10 protein-coding genes and 1 tRNA gene are annotated in these 14,613 nt (G+C 45.6%); 3 read left to right on the top strand and 8 right to left on the bottom strand.

Going from position 1 to position 14,613, the window contains the following annotated elements; translation table 11 throughout:
* The first annotated feature begins 64 nt into the window (after window positions 1-64).
* Window positions 65-916, top strand: a complete 852-nt coding sequence (locus tag ON006_RS14875) for a helix-turn-helix domain-containing protein (protein ID WP_267609993.1) — start codon at window positions 65-67, stop codon at window positions 914-916.
* A 140-nt stretch (window positions 917-1,056) separates the two neighbouring features.
* A complete protein-coding gene (locus ON006_RS14870; RefSeq protein WP_244823141.1) occupies window positions 1,057-1,554 on the top strand; it encodes a hypothetical protein in 498 nt (165 codons plus the stop codon).
* An 81-nt stretch (window positions 1,555-1,635) separates the two neighbouring features.
* Here ON006_RS14870 and ON006_RS14865 read toward each other — a convergent pair whose 3' ends face one another.
* Window positions 1,636-2,382: an NUDIX hydrolase gene (locus tag ON006_RS14865; protein ID WP_244823142.1), complete on the bottom strand. Its 747-nt coding sequence runs from the start codon at window positions 2,380-2,382 to the stop codon at window positions 1,636-1,638.
* Between the two features lie 140 nt (window positions 2,383-2,522).
* On the opposite strand from ON006_RS14865, the gene ON006_RS14860 reads away from it, so the two are divergent.
* On the top strand, window positions 2,523-4,160 hold the full coding sequence (locus tag ON006_RS14860) for a carboxylesterase/lipase family protein (RefSeq protein WP_244823143.1): 1,638 nt from the start codon (window positions 2,523-2,525) through the stop codon (window positions 4,158-4,160).
* 206 nt (window positions 4,161-4,366) lie between these two features.
* On the opposite strand, the gene ON006_RS14855 is transcribed toward ON006_RS14860, so the two are convergent.
* From ON006_RS14855 to gltB, 7 genes are all read right to left on the bottom strand, one after another.
* Window positions 4,367-4,453: transfer RNA gene (locus ON006_RS14855), tRNA-Ser, on the bottom strand.
* 93 nt (window positions 4,454-4,546) lie between these two features.
* Window positions 4,547-5,620: an asparaginase gene (locus ON006_RS14850; protein ID WP_244823144.1), complete on the bottom strand. Its 1,074-nt coding sequence runs from the start codon at window positions 5,618-5,620 to the stop codon at window positions 4,547-4,549.
* Window positions 5,617-6,387 carry a TatD family hydrolase gene (locus ON006_RS14845; protein WP_244823145.1) on the bottom strand — a complete coding sequence of 257 codons (771 nt, stop codon included), beginning with the start codon at window positions 6,385-6,387 and terminating at the stop codon, window positions 5,617-5,619. Before ON006_RS14845 ends, ON006_RS14850 begins: the two co-directional genes overlap by 4 nt.
* A gap of 4 nt (window positions 6,388-6,391) precedes the next feature.
* Entirely contained in the window at window positions 6,392-7,393 is a 1,002-nt protein-coding gene (locus ON006_RS14840; protein WP_244823146.1) for a glycosyltransferase, read from the bottom strand.
* Between the two features lie 15 nt (window positions 7,394-7,408).
* Window positions 7,409-8,032 (bottom strand): polysaccharide deacetylase family protein, encoded by a 624-nt coding sequence (locus tag ON006_RS14835; protein ID WP_244823147.1) that lies wholly within the window; start codon window positions 8,030-8,032, stop codon window positions 7,409-7,411.
* 131 nt (window positions 8,033-8,163) lie between these two features.
* Entirely contained in the window at window positions 8,164-9,672 is a 1,509-nt protein-coding gene (locus ON006_RS14830; protein WP_244823148.1) for a glutamate synthase subunit beta, read from the bottom strand.
* Between the two features lie 63 nt (window positions 9,673-9,735).
* Window positions 9,736-14,319 carry a glutamate synthase large subunit gene (gene gltB, locus ON006_RS14825; RefSeq protein WP_244823149.1) on the bottom strand — a complete coding sequence of 1,528 codons (4,584 nt, stop codon included), beginning with the start codon at window positions 14,317-14,319 and terminating at the stop codon, window positions 9,736-9,738.
* Between the last annotated feature and the right edge of the window lie 294 nt (window positions 14,320-14,613).

The following is a 14,613-nucleotide window of genomic DNA, read 5'->3' as shown; positions in this document are numbered from 1 at the left end:
AATGTTGAAATTGATTTTATGTTGAACAAGCTTTGTCGGTTTCGTTACGTTCAATGCTGACCCGATGATTACTGAATACAGAAAATTTGATTTGTTTGGCGAGACATTTATTCAAAAGATGAGCATAAAGGCACCTTTTGAATTCGCTTTTCCTGTCGCGGAGCAGGCGTGTTTTTTATATATGTTGAAAGGGGAAGCAGAATATCATTCAGCAGTTGATCATTTGAATATTCCTGCCCAGCAATCCCTGCTGTTGAACTGCCTGTATTCAGGCAAACAGGTAAGAGGTGCAAAATCTGGCGGCGACGACGAAATCGTGATTATTACCTTTCATAGGAATACACTGAAAAGAGTTTATAATAAGGAACTCCCATTAATCTTTAAAAAGAATAGTCAAACAACTAATCAGTCCAGAGGAATCATCAATAATGACTTTTTGATTCAAAAGTATATTGAAGGGTTACTGTTCTATTTTGAAAATCCATTACTGGTCAGTGACGAAATTTTGATTTTAAAACTGAAAGAAATAGTTCTCTTACTTTCGCAGACACAACAGGCAGAGGTTATTCAAACCATTCTATCTCAACTGTTCTCACCGGCGACCTTTACCTTCAGGCAGATTATAGAGGCCAACCTATTTTTACCGGTCAGCGTAGAAGATCTGGCACAGAAGAACAATTTAAGCGCCTCTTCATTTAAAAGGGAGTTTAAAAAGCTATATAACGATTCTCCTGCCAGTTATATCAAATCTAAACGCCTGGAAAGGGCAGCGCAGCTGCTATCCGTTTCCGATGATCGCATAACTGACATCGCTTTCGATTGCGGGTTCAACGACCTTGCCAACTTCACCAAGAGCTTTCACGATAGCTACGGCGTATCACCGTCGAACTATCGTTTGAAACAAAAGGAAAGCTGATAGTAAACCACTTTCGAATTTCTTCGTCTCAAAAGAACATATATTGGCGTTGACCTAAATTGCCAAATCATTGAACCAACCTGCAAAGATATCTTGCTGCTTGCTACGCAACTTTGCATTATTAATCAAACAAATAAACTATGAGGTTGTCGTATTTAGGTATTTTTCATACCGTTATTGGTGTTGTTGCTATTATTGCAGCATTTGTATCATTAATTAAGAACGCTAAAATTGATTTAGGAAAATTAGCCGGGAAAATTTATTTCTACTGCACCTTGGTTGCCTCGCTCACTGCTTTGGGACTATCGAGTATCAAAGGTGTCAATCCTGGCCACATTCTCGCGTTGTTCATTGTAGTTTTGATATCAGCGGCTTACTTTCTTTATTGGAAAAAACCAGGAAATAACCGGCCGCGTTTTGTCGAAAACTTTTTTCTTTCGTTCAGTTTCTTCCTGTCTCTGATTCCAACTGTAAACGAGACATTTACACGTGTTCCGGTAGGGCATCCTTTGGCAAATGGACCAAAAGATCCATTGATTGCCAAGACGCTTCTTTTACTCCTCCTTCTGTTTGTTGTAGGGTCCATTTTGCAATTCAGAAAGCAAAGGAAAATAAATAGGTCTCCGGACTTTTCATGAATTAGCTAGCCATACAAAATGAAAGTTTAACTGAAAAGTTGATCAAATAGCATATCAGGTCGAGAAATGCTGTCAACCCATTTATTTTTCCATGATAAACTGATATAGATACGGTGCTTTATGGGCGCCGCCTCTATACTGTTTTTCAAGTCTTTCCAAAATATCAAGACTAAGCATCTTACGCTGAAAACCCGACCGGCGCAGCTGCTGTCCAAGAATTGTCTCATATAATTTTTGAAGTTCTCCCATCGTGAAAGCTTTTGGTAACAATGGGGCCGCCCAGCTATCGTAGCCGCCTAGCTTCCTGTCAAGATCCGCCCTTAACGTCTCCAATGCCTTCTGAACAATTGTTTGATGATCCAGCATAAGCTCTGGTAGATTTTCCAGCGTATACCAGATACAATTATCCGAAAGTGGATCCGGCGTCGGGGCGGCCTTCCCAAAATCAATCAGTGCATAGTAGCCCACAGATACAAAACGGCGCAGCAGCCAATGATCGTCGGTAGGGTTCAATCCTTTGGCCTGCATGATGGTGCGTAGCGGCGCCTGATCATAGCGGGCCAAATCGCCAAATGTGTAAAATTGGTCGAGGTAGATATCCGAAAGTCCTGTACGCTCACTGAGCACGCGCCGGGCCGCATCATTTAAATTTTCATTCTCTCTCACAAAACCGCCGGGTAAGGCAAACAGGCTGGTATTGCGGTATTCGAGCAGAAGGATTTTTAGCTGGTACTGATCAAAACCAAAAATCACAAAGTCCATGGCAAGTCCGGGCAGGTAGCCAGTTCCTTCTGGATTTTGCACTAAGGGAGCTACTTTTTCACTCATTATATTAAAATTTAATGCCCAAGTTAGAAAAAAGAAAGATTGTCAAAATAATTTTTTATTATTGTCCCACAATGAGACAATATAGAATTTATCCATCAGATTGTCTTTCCTGCTATTATGTACTTATATATTAATTGAAAATGAAAACAATCTTTATTACCATGCTGCTGGCGCTGCAGATGATGTATGTTGCTACGGCGCAGTCTGAAAAAGCAAATTTGGCTCCCCAGGCAAAAACCGCGAACGGAATTGTCGAAGGTGTTGTCGAAACGTCAGGGGTCAGGACTTATAAGGGAATTCCCTTTGCCGCTCCTCCGGTTGGCGCGTTTCGATGGCGCGAGCCACAACCGGTCAAAAGCTGGAATGGTGTTCGGAAAGCCGATAAGTTTGGGCCTCGCGCGATGCAAAATCCTGTTTTTGGGGACATGGGTTTTCGTTCCGACGGCATGAGTGAAGATTGTCTGTACCTGAATGTGTGGACGCCCGCAAAGTCCGCCAGCGAGAAACTCCCGGTACTTGTCTATTTTTATGGAGGGGGTTTTGTGGCCGGAGACGGTTCTGAGGGACGCTATGATGGCGAAAGTATGGCTACAAAAGGTATCGTGAGCCTGACGGTGAACTATCGTCTTGGCGTGTTCGGTTTTTATGCCTCAGAGGACCTTACGAAAGAATCTCCGCACCACGCTTCGGGTAACTATGGATATCTGGATCAGGCGGCGGCACTTGCCTGGGTAAAGCAAAATATTGCAGCCTTCGGAGGTGATCCTGAGAGGGTTACCATTGCAGGAGAGTCCGCAGGATCGCTCTCAGTGAGTGCATTGATGGCTTCGCCGCTTTCGAAGGATTTGTTCTCTGCTGCTATTGGTGAAAGCGGGTCCGTTTTGGGCACACTTCCTCCTGTCCCCCTGGCGCAAGCTGAGCAGGCCGGTGCCAAATTCAATGAGCAGGTAGGCAAAAAAACATTGGCGGAAATGCGTGCGCTATCTGCTGAGGAGTTACTAAAAGCGACGGCTAGCGCCGGTGTTTCCAGGTTTCTTTCGGCGATTGATGGCTATTTCTTTCCTGAGGCGCCTTTGAAAATATTCAAGGCAGGGAAGCAATCACAGGTACCGTTGTTGGCTGGATGGAATTCTGAGGAAATGAATTACCGGATGATTTTGGGCAAGGAAACGCCGACGCTTGATAATTATACAAAGGCAGTTCAGAAGCTGTACGGAGCAGAGGCGGATAAAGTACTAAAAGAATATTCAGCTGCCTCTGATGCAGAGGTTGAGCAAGTCGCAACTGACCTGGCGGGCGACCGCTTCATTGGTTTCGGCACTTGGAAATGGATTGACATTCAAAGTAAAACCGGTGGTGGAAAGCCCGTTTGCCGCTACTTGTACGGTCGTCCACGCCCCGCAATGAATGCTGAAATGGGAAATGTGTCTGCGAACCTTGCCGGTGGGGTTTCCAAAACTACAGAGCCTGTTGCGAAAGCCCCATTGCCCAAAGGAGCAGTGCATTCGGCTGAAATTGAGTACGCGATGGGTAACCTCTCGCTGAATAAAGTGTATGCCTGGACACCTGAAGACTATAAAGTGTCAGCGACAATGCAGGCGTATTTTGCCAATTTTGTGAAAACAGCAAACCCTAATGGCAAAGGTTTACCCGAATGGCTACCTGTGAAAGGCGACGGTGATGCGAACTACATGTACCTGGATGTTAATAGCCACCTCGAGACTGAAAAGCACAAAGGGCGATACGTTCTGATGGATGCTATGGCTACGAAGGATTGATAAAAATCCGCAAAAAATGGCTCTTCGACGTGGTCGGAGGGCCATTTTTTATTTTAAAGGTTTCTCAGCATCCTCGTAGCTGATAGTTCACCCAATGCTCACCTTAATATTGCGAATATTTGCAAGGTTTGGTAAGATTTGAAAAACAAAAAAGCCTGTAAATGTTTGATTTACAGGCTTTTGATGCTTTTTGTTATTGTTACTCGCAGAGAGGATGAGATTCGAACTCACGATACAGTTACCCATATACTACCTTTCCAGGGTAGCCCCTTCAACCACTCGGGCACCTCTCTATTTTGTGGTTATGGGGTGCAAAGATAGTTTTTTTAACCTTAAATACAAATCAAATTGAAGTAGTAGGCCGAAAATTTGATCGTCAAATGCATTTATACACTCATTTCCCCGCGAATTGGGCGTGCAAGCATTTCAATGCATTTTTGAGGATCGCTCTCTTTGCCAAATATGTACATCATTTTGGTAATCGCTGCTTCGGCCGTAATGTCTGAGCCACTAACCACACCCACTTGTTTCAGGAACTTGCTGGTCTGGTACTGGCCTTGCGACACGCGCCCTCCGTCGCATTGGGAGACATTGTAAATGATAATATCCTTTTCAATGGCGCTGCTGATGGCGTTCAGGAACCATGTTTCGGTGGTAGCATTGCCTGCGCCATAAGTTTCGAGTACCACACCCTTTAAGCCACTAATATTAAGGATCGACTCCACTACCTGCTGACTGATGCCCGGGAACATTTTGATAAAGGCCACCTGATTGTCAAAAGCCTTATGAACTTTCAAATTTTGAGCCTCCTGAAATGGCTTAATGTATGGCAGATTATACTCGATTCTTACGCCGGCGGTTGCAAGCGGCGGGTAGTTTTCTGAATGGAATGCATTGAAATCGGAACTCTCTTTCTTTTTCGAGCGGTTGCCGCGTAACAGAAAGGAATTGAAATAAATACAGACCTCGGTAATGATCGGATGACCCGCCTCATTTTTCGCTGCTGCAAGTTCGAGCGCGGTAATTACATTCTCACGCGCATCCGAACGCGCCACGCCTATTGGTAGCTGCGCGCCCGTGAGAATTACTGGCTTATTGAGGTTTTCCAGTAAATAACTCAGTGCGGATGCCGTATAGGCCATTGTATCGGTGCCGTGCAGAATCACGAAACTGTCGTATTGATCATAATGTGTCTCAATGATACCTGCCAGTTCGAGCCAGATTTCCGGGTTCATATTGGAAGAATCGATTGGCTCGGACAGCGAAAGAAATGTAATGTCGAAGTCAAGCCGGCCTATTTCCGGCACTTTTTCGATGATCTGCTGAAAATCGAAAGGTACCAGCTGATTTCCTTTTCTTTCATATACCATTCCCAATGTGCCTCCGGTGTAAATAACCAGCACGGAACCGGTGGTAGGCTCTGGCGAAATCGGGTTAATATGAATCTTATTATAGGTCATATCAATGAAATATTAAGCATGTTTTTGGCATTTTGGCTCGTGGCGGCGATTACTTCGGCTTTGGTTAAATGCAGCAGATCGGCCACACGCTGCGCAACGATATCAATGTAAGCGACTTCGTTTCTTTTGCCGCGGTAGGGGACGGGAGCCAGGTATGGCGCGTCGGTTTCCAGTACAATGTCTTCAATGTCAATGTAAGGAATGACTTTGTCCAGACCTCCGTTTTTGAATGTGGCCACGCCGCCGATGCCCAGTTTGAAGCCCAGTTCAATCGCCTTTTGCGCTTCTTCTAATGTCCCTGTAAAGCAATGAAAAATACCTTTCAGAGCCGGATCTGCAAATTCTTCGATTAATTTTACCGTCTCCCAAAAAGCGCTCCTGCTGTGAATGTCGATCCACAGACCGTGTTTTCTGGCTAGTTTACATTGATATAAAAATGCCTTTTCCTGTTGCTCCCGAAAAGTTACGTCCCAGAAAAGGTCCATCCCGATCTCTCCGACTGCGATAAATTTGTACTTGTCCAGCCACTCTTCCACGATCATTAACTCCTTCTCAAAATCTGCCTTGACATAAGTTGGATGAAGTCCGATCATCGGTAGGCATTTACCAGGATATTCCGCTGCCAGCGCCATCATACCTTCAATGGTGGTGTGATCACAGTTTGGCATCCATATTTGCTCTATTCCGGCCTCCCAGGCACGGTCGAGCATTTGGGTACGGTCGTCCGCGTAGTCGTCGCTATATATATGTGCGTGAGTTTCAATCATTGTTTTAATATTTTCTCCCTTTCCATTCCATTTGTCCTGGCAGAATGTAGTTGATCAGCATGATACCTCCCATGCCGGTCACATAAAACCAGAACAATATCGCGGCTTTCCAGAGGTCTTTTTGTTTTAAAATAGTAATTGCAATCAATGCGGTAACTGTTGTCAGCGCGTAATGTAAACCAATCATCAGAAGCGAAATGGCCGGGTACCAGTATGCTAGTATCAACAAGAAGGGTACTAGCTGTGAAGAAATGATGAGGCTCCATTTGGTAACCCAAAAAGACTGCATAACTCCTTGCATCCACCTTTTTCGCTGTTTTAATAACTCCGCAAATGTGTTGACAGGTTCCGAAATGTTCAATATTTGCGGATTATAGGCTTGCGCGAAGCGGTACCCTTTCCGCACGATGGACATGAACAAGGTGTAGTCTTCCACGATTGAAAAGCCAATTTTTTCGTAGCCGCCAATAGCAAAATATGCTTCCCGGGTCACGGCCATGTTATTCCCCATGCCGGTAATCGGCACTTGAAAGAATGATGCTAGCCGGGTCACACTCAATGCATAAAGCCACTCCATAGATAGAAAATCAGCAAGTAAGTGGCTCTTTTTCATTCTGGTAAGCCCCACGACTACGCCTGTATTTTGGCCAAAATGTAACAACATATGGGTCAGCCAGGTGGTGGGAACTGCTATATCGGCGTCAACAAAAAAAAAGTATTTGCCGGTCGCATGATGTGCCAGCTGTGCGAGCACATTGGCTTTTCCTTTTAATCCGGCAAGTTGTTCTGTGATTTTGACGTACTTAAACTGTTGTTTTCGCTGAATATAATCTAATATAATGTCCGCTGTATGATCGTCGGAGTCGTCGTCGCCGATTATAATTTCAATGCTTTCTTTGGGGAAATTCAATGCATCCAATGACCTGAGGCACCTTTCAATATTATGTTCTTCGTTGCGTGCGGCAAGAAGAATGCTGATTTGAATGATGTTGTCTTTTTCCGGCATTGAATTAGTAAATGATTATTGCATGGACAGCGATTCGAACCGGTAGCCTTGTCCAGCGAAATGTTCGAGAAATCGGGGAAGCGCAAACAGCATATTTTTAGAAGCCTTGATACTGTCGTGAAACAACACGATCGAACCCGGGCGCGCATGATGAATGGATTTTTTCAGACAAACCTCGCGTGTCAGATTTTGAGAAAAATCGCCGCTCAGTACGTCCCACATAATGATCTTCCTTTCTCGCAGTACCACTTTCGACTGGCTTTTTTTGATCCGCCCGTATGGTGGCCGGAATAAAACAGTGTCAAGATTCAGCTGCTCGTCGCATTTCGCAATGTTACCAAAGTAGACGTCATCCTCAGTTTTCCATCCATTCATGTGGTTAAATGTGTGATTACCAACAGAATGGCCATTGTCCAATAGCTTCTGGAAAATATCGGGATGTTTGCGGACATTGTCACCAATACAAAAAAAGGTAGCTTTTGCATTGAACTGGCCCAGCGTATCCAGTACCGATTCGGTTATATCAGGAATAGGGCCATCGTCAAATGTCAGGAAAATTGTTTTTTCCTTAGTAGTCACGTGCCAGGTAAAACCTGGGAAAAATGCTTTGAGCCAAAACGGAGAATGATGTAAAAACATTAACTGAGAGTCTGGTGATGACCATAAACTTTGCCAAATATAAAGGGATATAAAATAAGAAGCTGCCCATTGAGAGCAGCTTTCTTATCAATAACAATATATAGAGGCTGGCTTAGAACCTGACGTATATTTTATGCATGCGCAAATGCCGGGTTAAACATCGAAACAGCCTTTGCTTCCAGGAATGAGCGGCCCATCAGGAACTCGTCCACCGAGCGTGCGGCTTCGCGTCCTTCACTGATCGCCCAAACAACCAGAGATTGTCCGCGACGGCAGTCACCGGCGGCAAATATTTTCTCATTGCTGGTAGACTGGTAACCATTGGTTTTAATGTTACCACGCTCGTCAAATTCCAGTTCAAGGTCATTTAACAATCCTTCCTGTTGCGGGTGAAGGAAACCTGCTGCCAGAAAAGCCAGTTGGCAAGGAATGTTTCTCTCGCTGCCTTCTACCTCTTTCATCTGCATGCGGCCCGTTTCAGGGTCTTTCTGCCAGTCCAGATCTACTATTTTCAGTTCTTTCAAATGACCATTCTCGTCGCCTACAAACTCCTTGGTATTGATAGACCAATGTCTGTCACAGCCCTCTTCGTGAGAAGTAGAGGTACGAAGCATCATCGGCCAGTTTGGCCATGGGGTGCTGCTGTCGCGGTCTTTTGGAGGAATTGGCATCAGCTCTATCTGCGTGACAGATGCTGCACCGTGACGTCCTGATGTTCCAACGCAGTCAGAACCGGTATCACCACCACCAATCACTACTACGTGTTTGTCTTTGGCAATGATCTGGCCGTTCACGTAAGGAGCTCCGCGATGGTCAAACTCAGGATTGATTCCGGCTACACGCTTATTTTGCTGGCTCAGGAACTCCATAGCGAAGTGAACACCTTTCAAATGACGCCCCTGGATTTTTACATCTCTCGGAACGGTCGATCCCATGGTCAGAACCACAGCGTCAAACTCATTCAAAAGTTCGTCGGCCTTGATATCCACACCTACATTCACGTTGGTACGGAATTCAATTCCTTCTTCCTGCATGACTGCCAATCTGCGGTCAATAACGCCTTTTTCCAATTTGAAATCAGGAATTCCGTAGCGAACCAAACCACCTATTTTGTCAGCTCTTTCTAGCAAAACAACAGTATGTCCAGCCTGATTCAGCTGATTAGAAGCTGCCAGTCCTGCTGGTCCTGAACCTACCACGGCTACTTTTTTGCCTGTGCGGGTTTTTGGAATTTTGGCCTTAACAAGATTCAGTTCAAAAGCCTTTTCAATGATCGCTTTTTCAATGTATTCAATGGCAACGGCCGGCTTGTTGATCCCCAGCACGCATGAAGCCTCGCAGGGAGCAGGGCAGATACGGCCGGTGAACTCAGGGAAATTGTTGGTTGAGGACAAAATCTCGTAAGCCAATGCCCAGTTTTCATCATATACTGCGTCGTTAAACTCAGGTATAATGTTTCCCAGCGGGCAACCATTGTGGCAAAAAGGAATTCCGCAGTCCATGCATCGGGCTGCCTGCTGTTTGGAATTAGAGTCGGTCGGTGCGGTTTCAATTTCACGGTAGTCATGAAGACGTTCATCAACACTTCTTTTCTTTGGCAACTCCCTTTCAAACTCTAAAAATCCGGTTGGTTTTCCCATTCTGTATTTCTTATTTAATCGTTATTCAATTTTTAAAAAATCCGTTTTGAATGCGTGAAACTATTATTGATGAACTACGTCAACAACAATGTCTTTGTAAACCACATTCTTATCCGCAATCTGCTGCGCAAGCGTAATACCGCGACCGTCCAATGCTTTTTTGAAATCGGCAGGTAACACTTTTACAAATTGCTTCACGGATTCTTCCCAGTTCTGGATCAACTGGAAGGCAATGTTACTGGTTGTATATTGGAAGTGTTTGTCCAGATATTCACGCAGAATGCCTTGATCTTCCTCATTTAACGGTTCAAGAGAAACCATTTCCATGTTCACTTTTTCAGCGAAATTGCCAGCTTTGTCCAGCACGTAAGCAACTCCACCCGACATACCGGCTGCAAAGTTACGGCCAGTCTCTCCGAGGATTACGGCAAGGCCACCGGTCATGTATTCCAATCCATGGTCACCCACACCTTCTACTACTACTTTCGCACCTGAGTTACGCACGCAGAAACGTTCGCCCGCAGTTCCGCGGATGTACGCGTCGCCGGAAGTGGCACCGTAGAAAGCAACGTTACCGATGATAATGTTCTCCTCTGGCTTAAATTTCGAATCTCTGTCAGGATAAACGATCAGTTCAGCACCGCAAAGCCCTTTTCCGAAATAATCATTGGCATCTCCTTCCAGTTCAAGCCGAACACCTGTGGTATTGAATGCACCAAAGCTCTGACCGGCAGTACCGCGGAATTTGAAATGGATATTACCTTTTGGAAGGCCAACACCACCATATTTTTTAGAAATTTCGTTGGAAAGCATCGTTCCTACCGACCGGTTAAGGTTGTTGAGCGGGAACTCGGCGTAAATTTCTTCCTGGTTGTCCAATGACGCTTTCGCAGCCTTGATCAGTTCGAGGTCAATGATGGCATCGATACCATGATCCTGCTCTTCCTGCTTGAATTGAGCAACCGAAAGATCGCTTTCCTTATAGAGGATCGCGTCGAAGTTCAGATTTTTATATTTCCAATGCTTGATATCATTGCGAAGTTCAAGGTACTGAGCTTGTCCTACCATTTCATTCACGGTACGGAAACCAAGCTGGGCCATAATCTCACGCAGCTCTTCCGCCATGAATGTGAACATGTTAACCACGTGTTCAGGCTTACCGGAGAACAGTGCACGCAACTCCTTGCGCTGTGTCGCCACACCCACCGGGCAGGTATTAAGGTGACATTTACGCATCATGATACAGCCTGCTGCAACCAATGCGGCAGTAGCAACTCCCCATTCTTCTGCACCCAGCATTGCTGCAATAGCAAGGTCGCGACCTGTACGCAGCTGACCGTCAGCCTGTACCGTCACACGTCCGCGCAATTTGTTACGAACCAATGTCTGGTGCGTTTCGGCCAGTCCGAGTTCCCATGGCAAGCCGGCGTGGCGAATGGAGCTCAATGGTGATGCACCGGTACCTCCGTCGTAGCCAGATATTAATATGTGGTCGGCGTGGGCTTTGGCAACACCCGAAGCAACCGTTCCAACACCTGCTTCCGAAACCAGTTTCACACTGATACGGGCCTGGCGGTTGGCATTTTTAAGGTCAAATATTAATTGTGCCAAATCCTCGATAGAATAAATATCGTGGTGGGGCGGGGGAGAGATCAACCCTACACCCGGCGTTGAGTGACGCGTACGTCCGATCCAGTCGTCGACTTTGAAGCCTGGGAGCTGTCCGCCTTCACCTGGTTTAGCACCTTGTGCTGTTTTGATCTGCAATTCACCTGCATTGCTCAAATAATGGCTGGTCACCCCGAAACGTCCGGAAGCAACCTGCTTGATCTGCGAGTTCATGCTGTCGCCATTAGGCAAACGGTTGTAACGCAGCTCGTCTTCTCCACCTTCACCGGAATTGGATTTTCCGCCGATGCGGTTCATAGCAATCGCCAGGGTAGTATGTGCTTCCCACGAGATCGAACCGAATGACATAGCACCGGTAGCGAAGCGTTTGAATATGTTTTCAACAGGTTCTACTTCTTCAATTGGAATAGGCGTACCTTTTTTGAAGCGTAGTAAACCGCGCAATGTCAGCGCTTTGTGGCTTTGATCGTCGATCAGTTTCGAGAATTTCTTGAACTGTTCGTAGCTGTTGTTACGTGTCGACTGTTGCAGCAAGTGTACTGACGCCGGGTTGAAAATGTGTGCTTCCCCGCGTTGCTTCCATTGGTATACGCCCCCAACTTCCAGCCTTGGCTTTTGGTCAACAGTGTCATGGTAAGCGATCTGATGGCGCACCAGAATCTCTCTTGCAATTTCAGAAATGCCCATTCCGCTGATACGGGAAATGGTTCCCGTGAAATATTTGTCAACTACATCTTTATTCAGACCAACACATTCAAAAATCTGTGCTCCCTGGTACGACTGCAAGGTAGAGATCCCCATTTTCGAGAAAATCTTCAATAACTCCTTGTTAACAGCCTTAATGTAATTGTAATGCAGTTTTTCATCTGTAAACTCACCTTCGATCATGCCCTTATGGTTCATGTTTGAAAGTGTTTCAAATGCCATGTACGGGCAAATCCCCGCAGCTCCGTATCCGATCAATGTAGCTACGTGATGCGTTTCCCAAACATCACCTGCTTCCACCAATAACCCTACTTTTCCTCTCAATCCTTCACGGATCAGGTGGTGGTGAATGGTTGCTGTTGCGAGCAGTGAAGGAATCGGCGCGTGGTCGGAGTCAATGGCGCGGTCGGACAGGATCAATATTTCAAATCCGTCATCAATAGCGTCCGTCGCATAGCGGCAGATACGCTCCAATGCTCTTTCCAACGCTTTTCCGCCTTCTTCAGCACGGAAATAGGTATTAATGGTTTTGGCCTGGAAACCATCTTTATCCACAAAACGCAGCTTGTCAAATTCCTGAACTGAAAGCAGAGGATGTGGCAATGCGATCTGGCGGCAATGTTTGGGTGATTCGGTCAGAATGTTTTCGGTACCACCTACAAATGAGATCAATGACATGATCGCACGCTCACGGATCGAGTCGATCGGCGGGTTGGTAACCTGGGCGAAAAGCTGTTTGAAATAAGTAGACAAATGTTGGCTCTGCTCCGACAAAACGGCCAGAGGAACATCAGTACCCATAGAACCAATGGCTTCTGCACCAGTTTGTCCCATCGGTGCCAGGATCATTCTCAAATCCTCCGAAGTATATCCAAATGCAACCTGACGTTTCAGCAACGCATTTTCGTCATAAGCACGGTAAGTACGGATCGGGTGATCAAGCTGATCAACGTGCAGCTTGTTTTCATCCAACCATTGTTGGTACGGCTGACCTGAACAAACTGCTGCCTTCACTTCTTCATCGGGAATGATGCGGCCTTGTTCCATATCCACTACGAACATGCGTCCTGGTTGCAGGCGGCCTTTGGTAACCACTCTTGACTGATCTACATCGAGTACACCTGCTTCGGAAGCCATAATAATGGTATCGTCATCCAAAACCCAGTACCGGGAAGGACGCAAACCGTTACGGTCAAGCGTAGCGCCTACCATTTTACCATCGGTAAATGAAATAGAGGCCGGGCCATCCCAAGGCTCCATAATCGCAGCGTGGTACTCGTAGAAAGCCTTACGTTCCGCATCCATTTGCTCATTGCCATCCCATGCTTCCGGGATTAGCATCATCATTACGTGAGGAAGTGAGCGTCCGGAAAGGTGCAGCAATTCGATCGCATTGTCCAGGTTGGCAGAGTCAGACTGGTTTCTGTCGCAGATCGGAAGGATCATATCCATTTCTTCTTTTGTGAAGAATTTGGAATAAAACGACTTTTCTCCGGCACGGATCCAGTTAACATTACCTTTTACCGTGTTGATCTCACCATTGTGGGCGATGTAACGGAAAGGTTGGGCCAGCTCCCATGAAGGGAATGTATTGGTTGAAAAGCGTGAATGAACTACCGCCAGGGCAGATACTACCGACTCATTTTCAAGATCGGGGAAATAATATTTAAGCTGAGCAGTAGTAAGCTGCCCTTTATAGGAAATGGTTCGGCAGGAAAGCGATGAATAATAAAAGCTTTTCGCGCCACCTTTTACAGTGTCTTTAATCAATCTGGCAGAAACCTGGCGCAAAATGTACAGCTTCCTTTCAAATGCAATGTCTTCGGTGATATCGTCCGGACGCTTAATGAAAACCTGCTCCACGTGTGGCTCCACAGACAGAGATCCTTCGCCCAGCGTATTGTTCAGCGTAGGTACTTTTCTGTAACCGAGTAAGTGCAGGCCAAGTCTTTTGATCTTGCGGTTCAGGATATCACGGCATTCTTCCCGCATGGTTTCGTCACCGGGAAAAAAGATCATTCCAACTCCGTATTCACCCGCCGGAGGCAGCTGAAAGTTGATCTTAGAGCATTCTTCTACAAAAAACTCATGAGGAATCTGAATTAGAATACCAGCACCGTCACCGGTGTTAGGGTCAAAACCGGTAGCACCCCTGTGTTCCATGCGTTCTAACATGTGGATGGCGTCCGCCACTATTTGGTGTGACTTGCGGCCTTTGATGTTAGCCCGGAAACCTATTCCACATGCATCATGCTCAAATTCCGGACGGTACAGTCCCTGATTTTCTACCATTGGTTCAGACATTTGCGACATTATCGAGATTGTAGAGTAATTAACAAATTCGTAATTAGAATTTATTTAAATAAGCGGTTTAAAAAAAATGCTAAACCGTCATTGTAGTATGAATAGGGTAAAGCCTCGCAAGATAATCATAAAAAATATTTGGCTTAATATGAGAATGGCAAAATTTTCTATCACCCACCTGTTTTTGGTTGTTTAGTTACAATTATTATATAAATATTGATAATAGTGTAAAGACTGATGGCTTTGTTTACAAAAATCGCAACATGAAAACCACTTATACACGCCTTCAAAGAATACAAAACG

Source organism: Dyadobacter pollutisoli (genome assembly GCF_026625565.1).
GTDB lineage: Bacteria > Bacteroidota > Bacteroidia > Cytophagales > Spirosomataceae > Dyadobacter > Dyadobacter pollutisoli.
The sequence above is the reverse complement of the archived record's forward strand: the minus strand, read 5'-3'. Positions and strand labels throughout refer to the sequence as shown.